This is a genomic window from Novosphingobium sp. IK01, assembly GCF_033242265.1.
Classification (GTDB): Bacteria; Pseudomonadota; Alphaproteobacteria; order Sphingomonadales; family Sphingomonadaceae; genus Novosphingobium; species Novosphingobium pituita.
In genome coordinates this window covers 2,588,659-2,609,521 of sequence record NZ_BTFW01000001.1, presented here as the reverse complement: position 1 = coordinate 2,609,521, position 20,863 = coordinate 2,588,659, and the positions used below count along the sequence as shown (strand labels likewise).

General features: G+C 66.4%; 21 protein-coding genes. 13 read left to right on the top strand and 8 right to left on the bottom strand.

The window, feature by feature from the left end:
• Positions 1–4 precede the first annotated feature (4 nt).
• From SBI20_RS12000 to SBI20_RS11980, 5 genes are all read left to right on the top strand, one after another.
• Complete coding sequence (locus tag SBI20_RS12000) at positions 5–1,123, top strand: class I SAM-dependent methyltransferase (RefSeq protein WP_317975248.1); 1,119 nt, start codon at positions 5–7, stop codon at positions 1,121–1,123.
• A 247-nt stretch (positions 1,124–1,370) separates the two neighbouring features.
• Entirely contained in the window at positions 1,371–1,964 is a 594-nt protein-coding gene (gene petA, locus SBI20_RS11995; RefSeq protein WP_317975247.1) for a ubiquinol-cytochrome c reductase iron-sulfur subunit, read from the top strand.
• Between the two features lie 11 nt (positions 1,965–1,975).
• Positions 1,976–3,268, top strand: a complete 1,293-nt coding sequence (locus SBI20_RS11990) for a cytochrome b (protein WP_317975246.1) — start codon at positions 1,976–1,978, stop codon at positions 3,266–3,268.
• A 35-nt stretch (positions 3,269–3,303) separates the two neighbouring features.
• A complete protein-coding gene (locus tag SBI20_RS11985) occupies positions 3,304–4,122 on the top strand; it encodes a cytochrome c1 (protein WP_317975245.1) in 819 nt (272 codons plus the stop codon).
• Between the two features lie 99 nt (positions 4,123–4,221).
• Positions 4,222–4,758, top strand: a complete 537-nt coding sequence (locus SBI20_RS11980) for an adenine phosphoribosyltransferase (protein ID WP_317975244.1) — start codon at positions 4,222–4,224, stop codon at positions 4,756–4,758.
• Positions 4,759–4,911: 153 nt separating this feature from the next.
• On the opposite strand, the gene SBI20_RS11975 is transcribed toward SBI20_RS11980, so the two are convergent.
• From SBI20_RS11975 to SBI20_RS11955, 5 genes are all read right to left on the bottom strand, one after another.
• Complete coding sequence (locus tag SBI20_RS11975) at positions 4,912–6,066, bottom strand: pyridoxal phosphate-dependent aminotransferase (RefSeq protein ID WP_317975243.1); 1,155 nt, start codon at positions 6,064–6,066, stop codon at positions 4,912–4,914.
• 122 nt (positions 6,067–6,188) lie between these two features.
• On the bottom strand, positions 6,189–6,626 hold the full coding sequence (locus SBI20_RS11970) for an ExbD/TolR family protein (RefSeq protein ID WP_317975242.1): 438 nt from the start codon (positions 6,624–6,626) through the stop codon (positions 6,189–6,191).
• Between the two features lie 48 nt (positions 6,627–6,674).
• On the bottom strand, positions 6,675–7,205 hold the full coding sequence (locus tag SBI20_RS11965) for an ExbD/TolR family protein (RefSeq protein WP_317975241.1): 531 nt from the start codon (positions 7,203–7,205) through the stop codon (positions 6,675–6,677).
• A gap of 130 nt (positions 7,206–7,335) precedes the next feature.
• Positions 7,336–8,091 (bottom strand): MotA/TolQ/ExbB proton channel family protein, encoded by a 756-nt coding sequence (locus tag SBI20_RS11960; RefSeq protein WP_317975240.1) that lies wholly within the window; start codon positions 8,089–8,091, stop codon positions 7,336–7,338.
• Between the two features lie 84 nt (positions 8,092–8,175).
• Positions 8,176–8,850, bottom strand: a complete 675-nt coding sequence (locus SBI20_RS11955) for an energy transducer TonB (RefSeq protein WP_317975239.1) — start codon at positions 8,848–8,850, stop codon at positions 8,176–8,178.
• Between the two features lie 476 nt (positions 8,851–9,326).
• Between SBI20_RS11955 and SBI20_RS11950 the strand changes: the two genes are divergently transcribed.
• Positions 9,327–10,118, top strand: a complete 792-nt coding sequence (locus SBI20_RS11950; RefSeq protein ID WP_317975238.1) for a hypothetical protein — start codon at positions 9,327–9,329, stop codon at positions 10,116–10,118.
• A 62-nt stretch (positions 10,119–10,180) separates the two neighbouring features.
• A complete protein-coding gene (locus tag SBI20_RS11945; RefSeq protein WP_317975237.1) occupies positions 10,181–11,503 on the top strand; it encodes a homoserine dehydrogenase in 1,323 nt (440 codons plus the stop codon).
• A 99-nt stretch (positions 11,504–11,602) separates the two neighbouring features.
• Here the strand turns inward: SBI20_RS11945 and SBI20_RS11940 are convergent, their stop codons facing one another.
• The gene (locus SBI20_RS11940; protein ID WP_317975236.1) at positions 11,603–12,028 is read right to left on the bottom strand and encodes a hypothetical protein; all 426 of its coding nucleotides are present in this window, start codon (positions 12,026–12,028) and stop codon (positions 11,603–11,605) included.
• A gap of 128 nt (positions 12,029–12,156) precedes the next feature.
• Between SBI20_RS11940 and glpX the strand changes: the two genes are divergently transcribed.
• On the top strand, positions 12,157–13,176 hold the full coding sequence (gene glpX, locus SBI20_RS11935; RefSeq protein ID WP_411911520.1) for a class II fructose-bisphosphatase: 1,020 nt from the start codon (positions 12,157–12,159) through the stop codon (positions 13,174–13,176).
• 57 nt (positions 13,177–13,233) lie between these two features.
• On the opposite strand, the gene SBI20_RS11930 is transcribed toward glpX, so the two are convergent.
• Positions 13,234–14,352, bottom strand: a complete 1,119-nt coding sequence (locus tag SBI20_RS11930) for a fatty acid desaturase family protein (protein WP_317975235.1) — start codon at positions 14,350–14,352, stop codon at positions 13,234–13,236.
• A gap of 157 nt (positions 14,353–14,509) precedes the next feature.
• Here SBI20_RS11930 and SBI20_RS11925 point away from each other — a divergent pair, with 157 nt between their 5' ends.
• The 3 genes from SBI20_RS11925 (at position 14,510) to SBI20_RS11915 (ending at position 17,539) form a co-directional block, all read left to right on the top strand.
• Complete coding sequence (locus SBI20_RS11925; protein WP_317976122.1) at positions 14,510–15,667, top strand: N-acetyltransferase; 1,158 nt, start codon at positions 14,510–14,512, stop codon at positions 15,665–15,667.
• Between the two features lie 202 nt (positions 15,668–15,869).
• Positions 15,870–16,388, top strand: coding sequence for a response regulator (locus SBI20_RS11920; protein ID WP_317975234.1), 519 nt, complete (start codon positions 15,870–15,872; stop codon positions 16,386–16,388).
• 335 nt (positions 16,389–16,723) lie between these two features.
• On the top strand, positions 16,724–17,539 hold the full coding sequence (locus SBI20_RS11915; protein WP_317975233.1) for a response regulator: 816 nt from the start codon (positions 16,724–16,726) through the stop codon (positions 17,537–17,539).
• A 130-nt stretch (positions 17,540–17,669) separates the two neighbouring features.
• Here the strand turns inward: SBI20_RS11915 and SBI20_RS11910 are convergent, their stop codons facing one another.
• The gene (locus SBI20_RS11910) at positions 17,670–19,391 is read right to left on the bottom strand and encodes a CHASE domain-containing protein (protein WP_317975232.1); all 1,722 of its coding nucleotides are present in this window, start codon (positions 19,389–19,391) and stop codon (positions 17,670–17,672) included.
• Positions 19,392–19,882: 491 nt separating this feature from the next.
• Here SBI20_RS11910 and SBI20_RS11905 point away from each other — a divergent pair, with 491 nt between their 5' ends.
• Both SBI20_RS11905 and SBI20_RS11900 read left to right on the top strand, forming a co-directional pair.
• A complete protein-coding gene (locus tag SBI20_RS11905; RefSeq protein ID WP_317975231.1) occupies positions 19,883–20,041 on the top strand; it encodes a NepR family anti-sigma factor in 159 nt (52 codons plus the stop codon).
• Positions 20,034–20,708, top strand: coding sequence for a sigma-70 family RNA polymerase sigma factor (locus SBI20_RS11900; protein WP_317975230.1), 675 nt, complete (start codon positions 20,034–20,036; stop codon positions 20,706–20,708). The genes SBI20_RS11905 and SBI20_RS11900 overlap by 8 nt, the downstream gene beginning before the upstream one ends.
• Positions 20,709–20,863 lie beyond the last annotated feature (155 nt).

Here is a 20,863-nt window from a genome sequence, read left to right as displayed (position 1 = left end):
CCCGATGGCCAGCGAACCGCTGATCGAAGTCTTTGCCCGCCTGATCCAGGCCACCGGCCCGATCAGCGTGGCCCATTTCATGGCCGAATCCAACGCGCGCTACTACACCACGCGCGATCCGCTCGGCCATGGCGGCGACTTCATCACCGCCCCCGAGATCAGCCAGATGTTCGGCGAGATGATCGGCCTGTGGCTGGCCGATGTGTGGATCAGGGCAGGCCGCCCCGAACCTGTCGCCTATGTCGAGGCCGGGCCCGGACGCGGCACGCTGGCGCAGGATGCCCTGCGCGCCGCCGCGCGTCAGGGCCTCGTCCCGCAAGTCCATTTCGTCGAGACCAGCCCGGCCCTGCGCGCGCTCCAGCGCCAGCGTTTTCCGCAGGCCTGCTGGCACGACGACTTTTCCACCCTGCCCGGCGATTGCCCGCTGCTGATCGTGGGCAATGAATTTCTCGATGCCCTGCCCGTCCGCCAGATCGTGCGAATGGAAGGCGGCTGGCGCGAGCGCATGGTCGGCTGGCAACCCGAAGCCGGAGCCGAACGCGCGCCGGGAGAACCGGGAGACACCGGATATTCGACACAACAGGGCCGCCTGCTGCCCGTGGCCGGCGACCGCCCGATGGATGCTGCCGTCCCCGCCGACCGCGCCGACCTGCCCGAAGGCGCCATCATCGAGACCTGCCCGGCTGCCAGCGCCGTCGTCGCCGAGATCGCCGCGCGGCTGGTCGCCCAGGGCGGCACGGCCCTGCTGATCGACTATGGCCATGATGCCCCCCACACCGGCAGCACGCTTCAGGCCGTGCGCGCCCATCAAAAGGTCGATCCCTTCGCCACGCCGGGCGAGGCAGACCTGACCGCGCTCGTCGATTTTTCCGCGCTGGTGCCCGTGGCGCAGCAGGCTGGCGCGCGCGTCGAGGGAATCGTGCCCCAGGGGCCGTTCCTCCAGCGTCTGGGAATCGAGGCCCGTGCCCAGGGGCTCGCCCGCAGCGCGCCCGACCATGCCCAGACCATCGCGCGCGCCCTCGCCCGACTGGTCGCTCCCGAGGAAATGGGAAATCTCTTCAAGGCGATGGCCGTTTCGGCCCCCCACTGGCCAGCAGCGGCGGGCTTCGAAACGATTTCCTGATCCCGCCCCTGCCCCGTCAGGATGCATTGAGAAAGCGCAAAAACCGCGCAATTTCCCTGATAAAATGCCTGTTGGCAAAGCCGTGTAACTAAGTCTATCACCCTCGTTACGGATCGGGTCAGGCACGTTCAAAACACGGCGACCCGGCGCGCAAGGCAAGCGGCCCACCATGCCGCCGCGCGCGAGGAGGGGGATTTATCGTGCCCGGCCCTTTGCAGGCGGGGGCGGCAGCAGGCAGGGATTATCAATGGCGGATGAGGCATTCGTGAACGCGAGCGACGTGACCGCAGGCGACACCGATTCGCCCGCGACCGACGAAAACGGTGTGCGACGGCGCGATTTCATCAACATCGCGGCGGTGAGCTTTGCCGGTGTGGGTGGAGTGGCCGTGCTCGTGCCGCTCGTCTCGCAAATGGCGCCCTCGGCCGACGTGCTGGCCGAAAGCTCGACCGAAATCGACATTTCGCAGATTTCGGCAGGGCAGGCGATCAAGGCGGTCTTCCGCAAGCAGCCGGTCTTCATCCGCAACCTCACGCCCGAGGAAATCACTGCGGCCAACAAGGTCGACGTGGCCTCGCTGCGCGATCCCCAGACGCTGGCCGAGCGCACCAAGCCGGGCAAGACGAACTGGCTGATCACCATGGGCGTGTGCACCCATCTGGGCTGCGTGCCGCTGGGCGCGGGCGAGGGCGAGGTGAAGGGCGAATTCGGCGGCTATTTCTGCCCGTGCCACGGCTCGTCATATGATACCGCCGCGCGCATCCGCAAGGGTCCGGCCCCCAAGAACCTGGAAGTGCCCCCTTATGAATTCACGTCCGACACTGTCGTGAAGATCGGCTGAGGATAGACACCATGAGCTTTCCCTGGGCGAAAACGTACAAGCCGAGCCACCCGCTGATGCAGTGGCTCGACGAGAAGCTCCCGCTGCCCCGCTTCGTCTACAATGCGGTCGGCGCGGGCTATCCGGTGCCGCGCAACCTCAACTACTGGTGGAACTTCGGCGTGCTCGCCGGGGTCTGCCTGATGCTCCAGATCGTCACCGGCGTCGTGCTGGCCATGCACTATGCGGCCAATGCGGGCGTCGCCTTCGACAGCGTCGAGCACATCATGCGCGACGTGAACTGGGGCTGGATGCTGCGCTATGCCCACGCCAACGGCGCCTCGGCCTTCTTCGTGGTGGTCTATATCCACATCTTCCGCGGGTTCTATTTCTCGTCCTACAAGGCCCCGCGCGAGATGATCTGGCTTCTGGGCGTGACGATCTTCCTGCTGATGATGGCCACCGCCTTCATGGGCTACGTGCTGCCCTGGGGCCAGATGAGCTTCTGGGGCGCCAAGGTCATCACCGGGCTGTTCTCGGCGATCCCCTTCGTGGGCGAACCGCTGCAACACTGGCTGCTGGGCGGCTACGCACCGGACAACGCCTCGCTCAACCGCTTCTTCTCCCTGCACTTCCTGCTGCCCTTCGTGATTCTGGGCGTGGTGATCCTGCATATCTGGGCGCTGCACATCCCCGGTTCCTCCAACCCCACCGGGGTCGAGGTGAAGACCGAGTCGGACACCGTGCCCTTCCACCCCTACTACACCGCCAAGGACGGCTTCGGCCTCGGGGTCTTCGCGATCCTCTACTGCGCCATGCTGTTCTTCATGCCCAACGCGCTCGGCCACCCGGACAACTACATCCAGGCCAACCCGCTCTCCACGCCCGCGCACATCGTGCCCGAATGGTATTTCTGGCCGTTCTACGCGATCCTGCGCGCGTTCACCGCCGACTTCCTGTTCATCCCGGCCAAGCTGATGGGCGTGCTGGCGATGTTCAGCGCCATCCTCGTGTGGTTCTTCCTGCCCTGGCTGGATACCTCGCCGGTGCGCTCGGGGCGCTATCGCCCGCTGTTCCGCCCGTTCTTCTACCTTCTGGTGATCGACGTGCTGGTGCTCGGCTATTGCGGCGGTTCGCCGGCGGAAACCAAGTATGTGCTGATCTCGCAGATCGCCGCCACATACTATTTCCTCCACTTCCTCGTCATCCTGCCGATCGTCGCCTCGGTCGAGAAGCCGCTCCCGCTGCCCTTCTCGATCACCCAGGCCGTGCTGGGCGAAGATGACCAGACGGCTCCCGCTTCGGCCCCGGCCCCCGGCGCCTGAGCCCCGCGCGAACCGCACACAGGAAAGAGAACCCCATGGTCCGTCTTTTTGGTCCCCTTGTCGGCCTCTTCTTCGCCGTCGCGCTGCTCTGGTCGTTCGGGGTGGGCGTGGTCCAGAACATGCGCGATCCCGAACCGGCCACCGCCGTCAAGGAATTCCACCTTGCCCCGCGCGAGCCGGAGCCCGGTTTCTCGTTCAACGGCCCCTTCGGCCGGTTCGACAAGGCGCAGCTCCAGCGCGGCTTCCAGGTCTACAAGGAAGTCTGCTCGAACTGCCACTCGCTCCACTTCGTCGCCTTCCGCGATCTGGCCGCGCTCGGCTATTCCGAAGCCGAAGTGAAGGCCATCGCCAAGGACTGGGCCACCAAGGCCAAGACCTTCGATCCCAAGACCGGTGAAACCGGCGAGCGCGACAACACCCCGGCCGACCATTTCCCGATGGTCTACTACGCCGGAACCGGCAGCCCGCCCGACCTCTCGCTGATCACCAAGGCCCGCCACGAAGGCCCCGAATACGTCTATTCGCTGCTGACCGGCTATCAGGACCAGCCCGCCGAGCTGCTCAAGAAGTTCCCGGACGCCAAGACGCCCGACGGCTTGTTCTACAATCCCTATTTCGCCAACCTCAACATCGCCATGCCCGCCCCGCTGGCCGACGACCAGGTGACTTATGGCGACGGCACCAAGGCCACCAAGGAACAGATGTCCGCCGACGTCGCCGCCTTCCTGGCCTGGACCGCCGAACCCAAGATGGAAAAGCGCAAGCAGACCGGCTGGGCTGTCCTCGCCTTCCTGCTCGCCGCCACCGTGCTGGCCTACCTTGCCAAGCGCAACGTCTGGGCCAAGGTCCACTGAGGGCAAGAAATTATCTCTGGTGCACCCGCACCCGACAAAAAACGCGAAAGGCCACCCGAAACGGTGGCCTTTTTCGTATCCACAGGCCAAAGGCGCTGCATGACCCCGGAAGACCTCAAGCAATTCGTCCGCACCGTTCCCGATTTCCCCGCACCGGGAATCCTGTTCCGTGACGTGACCACGCTGATCGGCCATGGCCCGAGCCTGACTGCCGCCATCGGGCATCTGGCCACCCGCGCACAGGCCAGCGGCGCCACGATGCTGGCCGGCATGGAAGCCCGCGGCTTCATCTTCGGCGCTGCGGCAGCGGCCCACGCCGGCATCGGCTTCATCCCCGTGCGCAAGCCCGGCAAGCTGCCGGTGCCGACCATCGGCGTCGACTATCAGCTCGAATACGGCACCGACCGCCTCGAAATCGACCCGACCACGATTACGCCGGGCCAGCACGTCGCCCTCGTCGACGACCTGATCGCCACGGGCGGCACCGCCCTTGCCGCAACGGAACTGCTGCGCAGCGCAGGCGCCATCGTCACCCACGCGTTCTTCGTGATCGACCTGCCCGACCTCGCCGGCGCCGACCGCCTGCGCGCAGCAGGCGTCACGGTCGATGCCCTGATGGATTTTCCCGGGCACTGATCCTGATTTCAAGAACAAGGGATAACGCAGGGGGCAAAGCCCCCTGCACCCCATTATCTTTGGCTACCGCCGCGCGATCGGCAAGGCTGGGCATGGCAACCGGCATCAGTTCCCGGGGGGCCGGGGGCGATGGCCTCCGGGATTGATCTTTCTTCAGGCCCCGACCGCCCGCTCGGCCAGACGCGCCGCGAACCACGGCTTCATCCGCGCAATCGCCTCTTCCACCAGCGGCGTGGAAACCGCGAAACTGATGCGGAAGAAGTGATGCCCTTCGACGGGATCGAAATCGATCCCCGGCGCCGTGGCGATCCCGGTATCTTCGAGCAGCTTCAGGCAGAAGGCCATCGAATCGTCCGTCAGGTGGGCGATGTCGGCCCAGATGTAGAACGCCCCATCAGGCGGCGCGATCCGCGCAAGGCCCAGTTCGGGCAGCGCATCGAGCAGGATCTGCCGGTTGCGGGCATATGTCCTCACATGCCCTTCGAGTTCGTCCCCGCAGTCGAAGGCGACGAGGCCCGCATGCTGGCTGAGCACCGGCGGTGTAAGGGTCAGGTTGCCCATCCGCGCCCGCGCCTGATCGACCTGATCGAGCGGAACCACCATCCAGCCCAGACGCCAGCCCGCCATCGAGAAGTACTTCGAGAAGCTGTTGATGATCACCGCATCGGGATCGAAGGCCAGCGTCGAGCGGGCCTGCGCGCCATCATAGGTCAGGCCGTGGTAGATCTCGTCGCTGATCACGCGGATGCCGCGCGCGCGGCACACTTGCGCAATGGCGGCCATCTCCTCGGGCGGAATCACGGTGCCGGTGGGATTGGCCGGGCTGGCCAGAATCAGGCCATCGGGCGCGGGTTCCATCGCGGCGAGCGCGGCAGCGGTGATGTTGAAGCGTTCGTCGGGCCCGCATTCCAGCTCGACCGGCTCCATGTGCAGGCTGCGCAGCGTATTGCGATAGGCGACATAGCCGGGCCGGGCGAGCGCCACGCGCGCACCGGGAGCAAACCGCAAGGTCAGCGCCATGACCAGCGCGGGCGAGGCCCCGCAGGTAAGTATGATCTGCTGAGGCTCGACGCTCAGGCCGTCACTGTCGGCATAGGACCGGGCGATCCGTGCCTTAAGCGCCTGGCTTTCCCAATAGCCCATCGGGTCGGTGGCCAGCACATGCTGGGCTTTCTCGATCGCCTTTGCCGGGGCCCCGGTCGAAGGCTGGCCGAATTCCATGTGGATGATCGAGCGCCCTTCTCCGGCCAGACGATGGGCCAGGGTGGAGACGGCGATGGCGTGGAACTGGTCGATGCGTGCGGTCATGCCTGCCCGTACCACGAAACCCCGCCTGTCGATAAGTGGCCGTCAAAACAGGCACGAAAAAAGGGGCGGATTGCTCCGCCCCCTGTTTCTGTTTCCCGACGTGGCGTTCGGGAGACCGGCTCTTACTGCGCCTTCCCGAAGGTGGCGTAGCCCTCGTTGCCGACGAAGCCGAACTTGGTCACCTTGGATTCGGTGATGATCTTCAGCAGCTGGTTGGCCCGCTCGTAGCTCGAGGCACCGTCCGGCTGGAACTGAAGTTCCGGTTCCGGGCTCATCGCCTTGGTCGCCTGGAGCAGCGAAACCAGATTGCCGTCGGTCACCGGCGAACCATTCCAGAGAACCTGGTTGTCCTGGGTGAGGATCAGCTTGTTCTTCACCGGGTCAACAACCGGGTTGTTCGTAGGCGGGGACGCCTGCGGAAGGTTCACGTTGACCGAGTGCGTGGCCACGGGGATGGTGATGATGAACATGATGAGGAGCACGAGCATGACGTCGATCAACGGCGTCGTGTTCATTTCCATCATCGGCGAGCCATCGTCCTTGCCGCCGCTCATTGCCATGGGATTTACTCCTGTTCGCGTGTGCGCCCTGATCGGGAGCCGAGCAGCTTAGCCGTTCGGATCGACCGGGGTGGAGATGAAGCCGACCTTGGGATAGCCCGCGGTCTGCACGTTGTAGATCGCACCGGCGATGCACTTCCAGGGGACGTTCACGTCGCCACGGATGTGCACTTCAGGGATCTTTTCCGGGTCCATGTTGGCCGCGCCGCCTTCACGCTTCACGATCGCGTCGAGGCGATCGAAAGCCTGCTTGTACAGCTCGTTGTTGTCCACCGGGGTCACGTTGTTGAAATAGACGCGGCATTCGCCGGTCCGGCTCGATCCGGCATAACCGGGTTGGCCGGGGCTACGGCCAGCGTCGTCGGTCGTGACGACGGCGAGCAGCAGGTTTTCCACCTTTTCCTGGCTCTCTTCCGAGGCCAGAACGGGAACCTTGAGCTTCTCGATGGTCTGGATCGCAACCGGAACCGCGATGAGGAAGATGATCAGCAGCACCAGCATCACGTCCACGAGCGGCGTGGTGTTGATGTCCGACATCGGGCGTTCTTCTCCGCCAGCGCCGCCTACAGACATTGCCATTGGTTACATCCTATCCGATTGAAGCCACGGGAGGGGCCGGGGTTTGGGCTGGAAGGCCGCCCCGGCCATGACCCGCGTTCTGTGCGGACAAGACCGACGACAGGGCGCCACCGGTCTTGCAGGTGACAGCTTACTTCTTGACCGGAGCAGCAGCCGGCTTGGCAGCGGCAGGAGCCGGACCAACGGCGGGCTTCACAGCGCCCTTCGAGGTGATGTTCGCCAGAACGTCGGTCGAGAAGCCCTGGAGCATCTCGGCGATCTTCTTGTTGCGCGCCTGGAGCCAGTTGTAGGCAAGCACGGCGGGAACGGCGACGAGCAGACCCAGCGCGGTCATGATCAGCGATTCACCGACGGGGCCGGCAACCTTGTCGATCGAGGCCGAACCGGCCAGACCGATGGCGATCAGGGCGCGGTAGATGCCGACCACGGTACCGAACAGACCGATGAACGGAGCGGTAGCACCCACGGTGGCGAGGAAGGGCAGGCCGCCAGCCAGCTTCGAGTTGATCGAAGCTTCCGAACGGGCGAGCGAACCATGCAGCCAGTCGTGGGCTTCCAGGGCGTCGGTCATCTTGGCGTGCTGGTCTTCAGCGGCAAGGCCGTCGTCGACGAGCTGGCGCCATGCGCTGTTCTTGTCGAGCTTGGCGGCGCCTTCGCGCAGGCTGCCGGCGCGCCACATGGCGGCGATCGCCTTGTACTGACCCATGATCTTCGACTGTTCGAGGAACTTGGTGAACAGGATGAAGAACGAACCGAACGACATGATGCCCATGATGGTCACCGTGGCGTACGAAATGAACCCGCCGGCCTGCAGGGCTTCGACGAAGCCGAACTTGTTCTGCGGGGCGGCATCAGCCGCAGCAGCGGCAAGCGTCTGGATAAACATTCGGGTCTTCCTCTCAAGAATTCGATAGCAAGTGCAAAAGAGGTGCAGCAGGACGAAGGAGCGTCCCGGGATGGGCGAAGGACATCAGTCCTTCGGGATCTCCCAGCGCACCGAGCTGCTGAAGGTACCACCAACCGGCTGGCCATCGCGGCTGCCCGGCTTGAAGCGGGCGCGACGCATCAGGTTCTCGCAAGTCGCCTGATCGAGATCGGGGCTGCCCGACGAACGCGTGATCGCGCAGTTCGAAGGCTTGCCCGACGCGTCGTAGTCGAGGCGGAACGAGGTCGTGCCGGTGCGTTCCTCACGCAGGGCGCGCGACGGATAGTCGTTCGTCGTCACCCAGGTGCCCGGATTACCGCGCGGCGTGCCGGGAACCGGCGGCGCAGCAGGCGGCGCAGGCGGCGCGGCCGGCGGCGCGGGCGGCGCAGGCGGCAGGGCCACCGGTGCGGGCGGCGCAGGCGGCTGCGGCGTCTGCACGGTCTGAATGGCCGGTGCGGGCACGTTCAGACTGATCGGCGGCGGCGGCGCGACGATCTGCTGCGGCGGCGGCGGATGATCAGGCTGCTTCGGGGGCGGCGGCGGCGGCTCCTTCGGCTTTTCCTCCTCGATCTTGACCGCGGTGGTCACGTCCTTGATCTTCTTGAACGCCGAGTAAGCAAGGCCGGTGACCAGCGCATACCCCACGGCGACATGAAGAAGAGCAACGATGATGAGCGCGGTGATCTTGTTACCGCTCATCTGTTGGTCAGCGTATGCCATTCAGCTCCAATACTCCTGAACGTCCTGACCAGACCCGATGCACCGCCTCGCGGCAACGCCCCTCGCGCCCAGAAAGGACCGACGCCCGGAATCACCGTTCCGGCCGACGAGACAATCCAGCGATTTAATTCCACCCTGCCGAACAACCCGGACCGCCGACATCGAGCGCAGAGGGCCCGGCGGCGGCAATGGTTCAGGCTTGTTTTTTGTTTGCCCGAACGACCCGGAGCTTTAACGCCGAACCAGTAGGGGCGCAAATGCTTTATCGGTTAAGCCATGATTCAGCCACGCATCCCGCATTCGCAAGGAAATCTTAGTTATTTTGCGGCGCAGCGCCGCCCGGAAGGAGGAATATGTCCCAATCCGCCCATCCCATGCGAAAATTTTTCGCTCCCGCGCTGCTGCTGGGCAGTCTTTCAACGTCCGTTCACGCACAGCCTGTCGCGTCGGCGATTCGTGAGGCCCCTAGCATAAGCATGACTTATGCTGACCTTGTCGATTTGGCCCTGCCGGCCAAGCTCGTCGTCAAGGCTCAGATCACAGCCCAGTCGACCATCAAACCGGGCCTGGCCACCGATGTCGCCCCCGGCAAGGTGCGTCTGTACTTCGAGGCGCAGACCACAGCCCTGCTTATCGGACCCGATACCGGTTCGGTGCTGCGCTTCCTGGCCGATGTCCCGCTCGACGCGCGCGGCAAGGTGCCCCGTCTGCGCAAGCTGCCGGTCATCCTGATGGCGGCTCCCGTGGCCGGGCGGCCCGGCGAACTCAAGCTGGTGACGCCCGATGCGATGCTGCCCTGGAGCCCCGAACTGGAGAACCGGCTGCGCCCGATCCTGACCGAACTGGTAAACCCCAACGTGCCCCCGCCCGTCACCGGCGTGCGCGAGGCGATGCATGTGCCGGGCAATCTGGCCGGAGAGGGCGAGACGCAAGTGTTCCTCTCCACCCCCGAGGGCCAGCCGGCCTCGCTCTCGATCGTGCGCCGCCCCGGCCAGCCGGCGACCTGGGGGGTCAGCTATTCCGAGATCGTCGACCAGTCCGCGCGCCCGCCCCGTCCCGAGACGATCGGCTGGTATCGCCTCGCCTGTGCCCTGCCCGCCACGCTGCCTGCGCGCAGCGTGATCAGCGGCACGGCCGAAGACCGCCGGATCGCTGCCGAGGACTATGCCCAGGTCATCCGCGAACTGGGGCCCTGCACCCGCACGCGCCTTCCCGCCGCCTCGGGCGCCGTTCCGGCCTCCACCACCACACCAGCCCCTGCGTCTTGACGCTGGCGTTTGGCCCGCGCCTGCCCTAGGGCGCGGGCCTGTTTGAAGAGAATGGGACATCCATGAGCGAACCCCTGCGCATCGCCCTGGCCGGGCTTGGCACCGTTGGTGGCGGCGTGATCCGGCTGATCGAAACCAATGCCGATCTCATTACCCGCCGCGCCGGGCGACGGATCGAGATCGTCGCGGTGGCCGCGCGTGATCGCAGCAAGGATCGCGGCGTCGATCTCTCGCGCTATGCGTGGGAAGACGACATGACCGCGATGGCCGCGCGCGAGGATGTCGACGTGGTGGTCGAACTGGTCGGCGGCTCGGATGGCCCGGCGCTCACGCTGGCGCGCAACACGCTCGCGGCGGGCAAGGATCTGGTAACCGCCAACAAGGCGATGATCGCCAACCATGGCCTGGAGCTGGCAGACCTTGCCGAGAAGGCCGATGCCGCGCTCAAGTTCGAGGCAGCGGTGGCCGGTGGCATACCGGTGATCAAGGGCCTCAAGGAAGGCGTCGCGGCCAACGAGATCAACCGCGTCTACGGAATCCTCAACGGCACCTGCAACTACATCCTCTCCACCATGGAAGACACCGGCCGCGACTTTGGCGACGTGCTCGCCGAAGCGCAGGCCAAGGGCTATGCCGAAGCCGACCCGACCTTCGACATCGACGGCATCGACGCCGCCCACAAGCTGGCGATCCTGTCGAGCGTGGCTTTCGGCACCAAGATCGACTTCAAGGGCGTCGCAGCCACCGGCATCCGCCGGATCGTCGCCGCCGACATCGCCCAGGCCGACGTGCTGGGCTATTATATCCGCCTGATCGGCATGGCCGATACCGAAGTGGATGCCGATGGCAACCGCCGCCTGTTCCAGCGCGTGCAGCCCCACCTCGTCCACCGCGACCATCCGCTCGCCCATGTCGATGGCGCGACCAATGCCGTCGTCGCCGAAGGCAATTTCGTGGGCCGCCTGCTGTTCCAGGGCCCCGGCGCCGGGGATGGGCCGACCGCCAGCGCGGTCGTCGCCGACCTCATCGACATCGCGCGCGGCGACATCGGCGCGCCTTTCTCGATCCCCGTGGCCGAACTGGCCGAAGCCCCCCCGGCAGCAACCGGCCACCGCATCGGCAGCGCCTACTTGCGCTTCACCGTCGCCGACCGCCCCGGCGCGCTCGCCGAGATCACCGCCGCCATGCGCGATGCGGGCGTCTCGATCGAGAGCCTGATCCAGAAGGGCACGCCCGGCGCCGCAGCGGGCGACGCGGACAATGTCCTCGTCCACATGGTCACCCACGATGGCCCGGAAAGCGCGATCACCCAGGCGCTGGCCCTGCTCGACGGGTCGCCCTGCCTGGTCCAGCCGCCGGTGGTCCTGCCGATCCTCGACGAATAAGGCTGCGCGCGCATGCGCAAACGGAAAGGCCCCGCATGGACGACCATGCGGGGCCTTTCTTCTGTCTCTTGCGTCTCTTTCGCCGCTGCGCGGGCCGCCTCAGGGGGCGCGGATCTCGCCCTTGGCGATGCGGTCCGCGTCCGAACCGGCGGGCGGCGGGGGCATCGCGGCGATATCGAAATAGTACATCGGCGCCGGGGCGCCGCCAAAACCGTGGCACTTGCCGTTGCAGGGGCGCAGGCCCGAAACATCGGGCGCATGGATCTGCCCGTCGTCGGTCGAGACCGCCGCGCCCTGCTGGTCGTGGAGGGGCAGGCGCTCGGCCTCGCTCGCCTCCTTGCCCCCGCACACGATGATCGACCCGTCGGCGCGCCGTCCCGGGCGGCAGCGCGCCGCCTGAATCCCGGTGATCAGGCGCTGGGCCACATTGGAACCATCCGATCCATCAAGCGTGGGCAGGCCGGGACCAGCCACCTTGGCCGGCGCCGCATCGGCAGGAGGGCCTGCGTCAGCCTGCCGGGCCATGACCGGAGACCCGAGTAACAACGCTGCGATGGCGGCAACGAGCCGTAAGGGCACACTCGACAACAAGGCTTACTCCCGTCTAGGGCCTGCGCAATTGCCTGCGCAAACCTCCCGCCGAAGGAGACATCGTGACCACCTCCCCAGCCGCCCGTCCTGCCGCCCGATCCGCTGAAAAGCCGAATGCTTCCCAGGTTCTCGACCGGGTTCTCGTGCTTGAGATGGTGCGAGTCACCGAAGCGGCAGCCATCGGTGCCGCGCGCCTGATCGGGCGCGGCGACGAAAAGGCTGCCGATGCTGCTGCTGTAGAGGCCATGCGCGCGGCCTTCAACGAACTTTACATGGATGGCACCGTCGTCATCGGCGAGGGCGAGCGTGACGAGGCCCCGATGCTCTATATCGGCGAGAAAGTCGGCTCGGCGCCGGGCACCGGCCCCAGGATCGACATCGCGCTCGATCCGCTCGAAGGCACGACGATCACCGCCAAGGCCGGGCCCGATGCCCTTGCCGTTCTGGCCGTGGCCGAAGAAGGCGGGCTGCTCAACGCGCCCGACGTCTACATGGAAAAGCTCGCGGTCGGCCCCGGCTATCCCGAAGGCGTGATCGATCTCGACCGCACGGTGGCCGAGAATGTGCAGGCCGTGGCGCAGGCCAAGGGCGTCGAACCCTCCGACATCGTGGTCTGCGTGCTCGACCGCGCCCGCCACGAAGGCATCATCGCCCAGTTGCGCGCGCTGGGTTGCGGCGTGCGCCTGATCCCCGATGGCGACGTTGCCGGGGTCATCGCGGTGACCAACGAAGACACCGGGATCGACATGTACATGGGCACAGGCGGCGCCCCCGAAGGCGTGCTGGCGGCAGCCGCGCTGCGCTGCGTGGGAGGCCAGTTCAAGGGCCGCCTGCTGTTCCGCAACGAGGACGAGAAAGCCCGCGCCCGCAAGTGGGGCATCACCGATCTCAACAAGATCTACGACCTGGCCGATCTGGCCAAGGGCGACTGCATCTTCGCGGCGACCGGGGTGACCGATGGCTCGCTGCTCGACGGGGTGAAGTTCCGCAAGAACGGGATCATGACCACCGACAGCGTGGTGATGCGCGCCAGCTCGGGCACCGTGCGCTGGGTCAAGGGCGAACACCGCCGCCAGCGCTGAGCGTGCAACAGACAACGGGGTGAAGGGGGCCATGCCCCCTTCAGTCTCCCTTAAACTTTAAGCCCGCGCTCCCATCGTCGAGCGGACCAGACGGGCCAGCAGCGGGAACAGGCCCGGATAATTGGCCTTTTCATAGGTCGAGCCCATGCCCAGATGCGCGCGCAGCCGGCGGTGGCATTCGCCCAGCGAATGATAGGGCATGCTGGGCAGGAGATGGTGCAGCGCGTGATAGCGCAGGCCCACCGGAGCCCAGATCCCGCCCCACACGCCCGGCGGCGGAACATTGACCGAATCGAGGTACTGGCCGGTCACCGTCATCTGGTCGCCCTCGTTCTCCCACAAGTGGGCCACGAGCGTGCGCACCTGGTTGAGCAGCGCAGCCAGCGCGATCACGCCGATGGCGATTTCGAGCGGCAGCCAGCCATGCGTGGCCGACCAGCCCAGCACCGTCCAGGCCCAGAGCGTCGCGCCCAGTTCCTGCCAGAACACCATGCGGGCAAAGGCCCCCTCGGGCTTGCGGCGGCGGAAGGACGGGTTGATCGAGAGCGAGGAAGCGCGTTCCCACACCAGCGTGCGCAGCGGCGGCACGATCACGCCCAGCGGCACCAGCACCGCCGAGCGCAGCAGCAGACCGACCGGCAGGAGCAGCGCGGTGAGCGTGAAGACCGGCAGCGACCACGGCTTCATCAGCGCGAGCGGCAGGTATTCGGGGTCTTCGACCGTGCCATAGCGGATGCGCGAATGGTGAAGCGAGTGGACGCCTTCATACATGAACGAGGGCATCAGCACCGGAATGCCGACCAGCAGATTCCACACGAAGCGGAAACCGGGCAGCGCATCGCGGTGGATATGCGTCAACTCGTGGATGAACAGCAGCGCGCGATAGAGCGCGAGCGCGGCAAAGACGCCGAGCGCCAACACGACCAGACCGCTGCCCCCTGAAATCGCCGTGCGGATCGCCAGCGCCAGCGCGCCATAGCCCAGCACCGCCGAGACGAGCATGTCGGGCCAGTAGATTTCGGGCCGCGCGCGCGTGATGTCGCGGGTGAGGTCGGCGGCAGCGCGCAGCATCGCCTTGTCTTCGGGCGTGCCGGCAAGGCCGGGCGGACGGGGCCGTCCGGCAGCTTCATGCGCGTCGTGCACGTCGGTGTGGTCGAGATGGTCGGTGGCAAGCATTGCAAAATGAATCCCAAGATACCCATGACATAGCAGACGGCAACGGGGCCGCCCACATGCGATAGCCGGTCCGCCTGGGTTCGTCCGGCTTGACAAGTCCCCGGCCTGCACCGCAGGCAGCCGGGACAGAGCGCGTGTAACTCCAAACAAAGGCGATATCGTGGCAGGCGAAGTAGTGATCACCCCCGTTGCAGGCAAGGCCGAACGTGCTGCCTTCGTCGACCTGGCCTACCGCCTCAACGCCGGCGATTCCAACTGGGTGCCGCCGCTGCGCATGGAAGCGGCCGAACTGATCACGCCGGGCAAGAACCCGTTTTTCGAACATGCCGATGTCCAGCTGTTCCTGGCCCGCCGCGCCGGGGCCGTGGTGGGGCGCATCTCGGCCCATATCGACCGCCTCGCCATTGCCATGGACCCTGTACAGGGCATGGGGCCGGGCACGGGCAACTGGGGCCTGCTCGAAGCCGAGGACGAAGCCGTCGCCCATGCGCTGATCGCGCGGGCCGAGGCCTGGCTGCGCGAAAAGGGCATGACCCGCGTGCTCGCGCCGCTCTCGATGTCGGTCTGGGAGGAGCCGGGCCAGCTGACCCTTGGCTTCGACCATCCGCCCACGGTGATGATGGGGCATCAGGCCGAGCGCTATCAGCACTATATCGAGGCCCTGCCCTATACCCCGGCCAAGCAGTTGCTGACGTATGAGCTGGACATCTCGAAGCAGTTCCCGCCGCTGATCCAGCGCATCGTGCAATCGGGCGAGAAGAACGCCAAGATCCGCGTGCGCAATGTCGACAAGAGCAAGTTCGACGCCGAGGCGGCGATCATCCTCGACATCCTCAACGATGCCTGGTCCGACAACTGGGGCTTCGTGCCCTTCACCCAGACCGAGATCGCCTACGCGGGCAAGAAGTTCAAGCCGATCGTGCGCGAGGACCTGATCCAGATCGCCGAGTACGAGGGCGAGCCGGTGGCTTTCATGATGACGCTGCCCGACCTCAACGAAGTGCTCCAGCCGATGGGCGGCAAGCTGCTCCCGTTCAACTGGTTCAAGCTGCTGCGCTGGCTCAACCGCCCGCACTGCCGCACCATGCGCGTGCCGCTGATGGGGGTGCGCAAGAAGCTCCAGTCCTCGCGCCTCGCCAGCCAGCTGGCCTTCATGATGATCGAATATATCCGCCGCAACTCGGTGGCCAACTATGGCGCCTCGCGCGGGGAGATCGGCTGGATCCTCGACGACAACCAGGGCATGATCGCCATTGCCGATGCGATCGAGAGCAAGGTCAACAAGCGCTACACGATCTACGAACGCACGCTCTGAGAGTCTGATTCGAAATTCGCCGAAGAGGCGAATTTCGGTTCGGCACCGGCCCGCTCCCCTACCCGCAGCAGCCGGGTGCAGGGCGCGGGCACGGAACATTTTCCGTACAGCCCCGTTGATTTGGCAGGCCTCCAGGCTATCCTCGCAAAGACCTGATGCTGCAAGGGCTTGGCCAACACGGCCGGCGAAGGAACGCGAGACCATGGACAAGAGCGCCCCGACCGACGCTTCCCCTCCCGCTTCCACCCCCTCATCCGTGCCTCACCGGCATGATCCGCAGGGGCATGCAGGAGCGGGTCAGGGAGGCTCAGGGTCACGCGGATTAGGGCAGGCGCTGATCGTCGAGGACGAACCGATCCTCGCGCTCGCCATGGCCGAGGCCCTGCACGAGGCGGGTGCCGACACCGTGACCACCTGCCATTCGACCGCCACAGCGCGGGCCGCCATGCAGGCCCTGCGCCCCGCGATCCTCGTCCTCGATGTCCATCTGGCCGACCGCGACGATGGCTGGGCCCTGGCCGAACTGGCCGTGGCCATGAGCCCCACGCCGCCGCTGATCGTGTTCTCGACCGGCACGCCCGAAAGCATCCCCCCGCGCATCGCCCGCCTCGGCCATGTTCTGGCCAAGCCCTTCCCGCCCGATGCGCTGGCCGATCTCGTGCGCCATCATGCCCGGCATCCGGGGCTGCTCAGCCGCCTGCGCAACGCCCTGCACCTCTGAAAACCGCCCCCGAAGCGCTGTCGCCCACGAAAAAGGCCCCCGCCGGGGAGGCGGAGGCCTTCGGGATCGTATCACCAGCCGCTTGGACGGGAGGGGGGTCTCGGCGGTGACAAGGGCTAAACGGCGTGCCCGTCCGGCAGTTCCCTGCCTTTGGAAAAAAACTGTCGGCCCTCTGGCAAGAACCGCAAGAGAACGAACGGGCTCGTCCGAATGGACCATTCCCGAGCCGATCCCCGCGCGGCGGATGGCCCGCCCCGCCTTCCTTGCGCTGGCACGGGAACCAAATCACGCCTAGAGAATTTGGACAGGCATCGCGTAGCCAGGAAGGGGTTTAAATGTCACTGGGCGCCAAAGTAGCTTCCAATCTGCCCTATCTTCGCCGCTATGCGCGTGCCCTGACCGGCAGCCAGCAGACCGGCGATGCTTTCGTGCGGGCCACGCTCGAAGCCGCACTGGCCGATGCCAGCCTGCGCAGCCAGATCGGCGAGGGCCGCGTCGCGCTCTACCGGGCGTTCAACAAGGTCTGGTCGAGCGCCTTCGTCGATACGGTTGTTCATTCCGGGGGCGATCAGTCCGGGGCAGAAGGCCTCGGCCTTCACGAGACCGCCGCGCAGGAACGCCTCGCACAGGTCACACCCGCCAACCGTCAGGCGCTGCTGCTGGTGACGCTCGAAGATTTCTCGGTCGCCCAGGCCGCCGAGATTCTCGACACCACGCCCGCCGATGTCGAGGCGCTTGTACAGGAGGCAGTCGAGGAGATCGACCGCGAATCGGCCACCACCGTCCTCATCATCGAGGACGAACCGCTGATCTCGATGCAGCTCGAAGACCTCGTGCGCTCGCTCGGCCACGACGTGTGCGGCATGGCCGCCACGCGGACCCAGGCGCGCGAGATCGCGATGAGCGAGACACCCGGCCTCGTGCTGGCCGACATCCAGCTCGCCGATGGTTCCTCGGGCCTCGACGCGGTGGACGACATCCTCAAGCTGGTCGACGTGCCGGTGATCTTCATCACCGCCTATCCCGAGCGCCTGCTCACCGGCGACCGCCCGGAGCCGACCTACCTGATCACCAAGCCCTTTCAGGAAGCCACCGTGCGCGCGGCGATCAGCCAGGCCCTGTTCTTCGGATCGAGCAGCCCGCTCGCCTGACCTTTCCCAATCCCGTCACTCAATCCCGTCTTTGTGCCGTCCCACGCGGCCCGATGCCCCCTCAATGCACAAGGGCCGCCCCCATCAACCGGGGCGGCCCTTTTTGCATTCCGGGTGGATTCCGGTCCCTTCAGCCCTTGCGCCCCGCGCGAATGGCAAAGTTGCCCCGCTGGCGCACCGGGATCACGAGCGTGCAGCGCACGCCTTCGGGCTCAAAGCGCAAGTCGACCGGGTTGCGCAATTCATGCGCCACGATCTTCTCGATCAGATCGGTGCCAAAGCCCCGCTTGCGGCGAACCTCGGGGTCGATTGCCGGCCCCCCGCGCTCTTCCCAGCAAATGCGCGCGGTCGCGTTTCCGGCCAGTTCCCACCGCACCGAAACCCGCCCGCCCGGCACGCTGAGCGCGCCATACTTGGCCGCATTGGTCGCCAGTTCGTGAATGGCCAGCCCCAGCGACAGCGCGTCGTTGGGGGCCAGTTGCACATCGGGGCCGTCGATGTCGACATGGCGCTCGGTCCCTTGCGCATAAGGCGCCAGTTCGGTGCGGATCACCAGACCGACCGGGGTGGTCCCCCATTCCGACTGGGTAAGCAGGTCGTGCGTGGCCGAAAGCGCGCGGATGCGCCCTTCGAGGCTTTCCACGAAGCTGTCGAGGTCGGTCGCCCGGCGGCGGGTGAGCGCAATGATCGAGAGCACATTGGCCAGCGTGTTCTTGACCCGGTGGTTCAACTCGCGCGTGAGCGAATCGCGGATCGAGGATTGCTGCTCGAACCAGGCCAGCGCCAGCCGGTCCTCGGCCACCTGATGGCCAACCAGCCGGGCCAGCGCCATCAGCAGCGTCGCCACCAGCAGGCCGAACAGCAAGGTCATCATCGAGAGCATGCTCAGCACCAGGCTCGGCGCCGCCTCGACCACCAGCCCCCAGTGCCGCCCGGCCAGTTCCACCCCGCGCCGGACAACCCGGCCCGAATGGATTTCAGGATGGGCGCTGGCCAGAAGCCGTCCGGGCGCTTCCTGGCCGTCGTAGAGGCGCACGGCCAGAGGCTCGCCGGAATCATCGGCTGGCAACGAGGCCCGCAGGAAACCAGCCGCCTCGAACGGCATGAAGACGAAGCCGCGCAGGACCCGCTTGCCCCCTTCATGCGCGGAACCGAACACCGGCATGACCATGATGAACCCGGTCGGCCCGCCCCTGTGTCCGTCACCGACCAGATGCAGCAGGCCCGAGGCCACCGGCCGGGCCAGCAGTTCGGCCCGGTCCATCGCCATCCGCCGCACCGGATCGCTCGCCATGTCGAAACCGATGAAGCGCCGGTTGCGGGCATCTTCGGGCGCCAGATACATGATCGGCACCGCATAGCCCCTGCCGCCGCGCGTCGCGCCGCCAGAAGGCGCCGCCCCGGCATGTCCGGGAACGCTGGCGATGGAATAGATCGTGAACTGCCGGGCGCCACCCTCGCGCATGACCCGCTCGACCATCGGGATATCGCCGGGCGCCACGCGCATGGCCCAGCCCATGCCCTTCACGCCCGCGCCGCTGTCCTCGATGCGGAGCTGGTCGACGAACGAGGCGAACAGCGCCGGCTCGACCGAAGAGCGTGTCGCAAAGAGCGCAGCCGCCGACCGCAGAAAGGCCGCGTTGCTGTTGGCCCGGCGTTCGAGCCCGGCGGTGATTTCCTGCGCGGCCTTGTCGATCTGGGCAATCTGGCGCTGGTGCTCGGCCCGTTCGATCGCAAAGACGCTGACCAGCGTGACCGCCATGGTCAGCACGAAAATGCCGATCGGCAGCGCACGCGGAAACCGTTCGTACCACCGTGGGGCCAGATTCTTCTCTGAAAACGACTTCCCCACCGGACCTTGCATGCCTTTCTCGTCAGTCTTGCGCGCCGGGCCGGAGCCCTCTCGAAACAGTACCGGAGCATTCCCCGCAGAAAGGAGGCCAGAGCCCTTGCCGCCCCGAAGGAGCAATCATGCCTGCCCAAACGCTCCATGCAAGGTCAGGTGCCCGGAAATCTTGGAAATTTCCCGATTTTTCGAGATTCCCGCAGGTTAGCCCCAAAAAAAGCGCCCGAACCACCGCCTGCCCGCCCCACCTGCCCCAACGTTCCCATTGTGATTTGGCGGGAACCGAAGGAGACTGGCACCGTTTCACCCGCGATCACCGCACGACAGGCGGGCGCAAGCAGTCCGTTGGCTGGCTCAGGTGCCCTGGCACCGCCCCGGAGGCTGCCTCGTCGTGCATGCCAACCAGCGCCTCCGGCACATCCTGCCGAAGGGCCATCATTCTCGCGACGACCCAAGGGGGGAGGCGTAGCCGAAAGCGAATGTCGAAAGATGCACCTATGAAGACCCCTGCCCCCCGGCGCCGCAACGGCGAGCGGGGCAAGTCGCCCGAGTGGGCCGACGGCCTGCGCCGCCTCTACGATTCTGTCGTGGAAGAACCCCTGCCCGACAGCTTCGCCAAGCTGCTCGACCAGCTGGATGACGATGCGCATGGGTAATGCAGCAGCCCCAACACCCACCGACAGCGCGCCGCAGGGCGCGTCCTCCTCCGGCACCACCCCATCCGCCGCCCCGGCCCGCGCGCCCCGCAGCGCGCACGATGCCATCGCCTTCAAGCGCGAGCTGACCGGCGTGATCCCGCACTTGCGCGCCTTTGCCCGCGGTCTGTGCGGTCGCCCCGACCTGGCCGACGACCTCGTGCAGGAAACCCTGCTCAAGGCCTGGGCCGCGCAGGAACGGTTCGAACCGGGCACCTCGATGCGCGCATGGACATTCGTGATCCTGCGCAACGCCTACCTCACCGACATGCGCCGCAACCGCTTCCGCGCCGACTACGACGAGACCGTGGCCGAACGCGTGCTGGTCGCCCCGGCCGGACAGGAAGGTCCGCTGCACCTCTCGGACATGCACCGAGCGCTGCTCACCCTCCCCCCCGAACGGCGCGAGGCGCTGCTGCTGGTGGGCGCAGGCGGCTTTTCCTACGAGGAAGCCGCGCAGATCTGCCAGTGTGCGGTGGGCACGATCAAGAGCCGCGTGGGCCGCGCCCGTGCCACGCTGTCCCAGATGATCGATGCCGGCCAGATTCCCCGGCGCAGCACCGACGATTCGGTGGCCCATGATGCCATCATGGACGAACTCGACGCCACCGTGCAGCTGGACCGCTGAAAACCTCCGCCGCCAACCGCCTGGGCGCGCCTGTGCAATGCGGCATCAGTCCCGCCGCAAAACACAGGCATACCGCCGCTGTGCCCCTGCCCGCCTCTTGATTGCGCCCCCTGGCACGCGCAAGACGGAACAAGGCGAATCACCGCCTTTGCAGG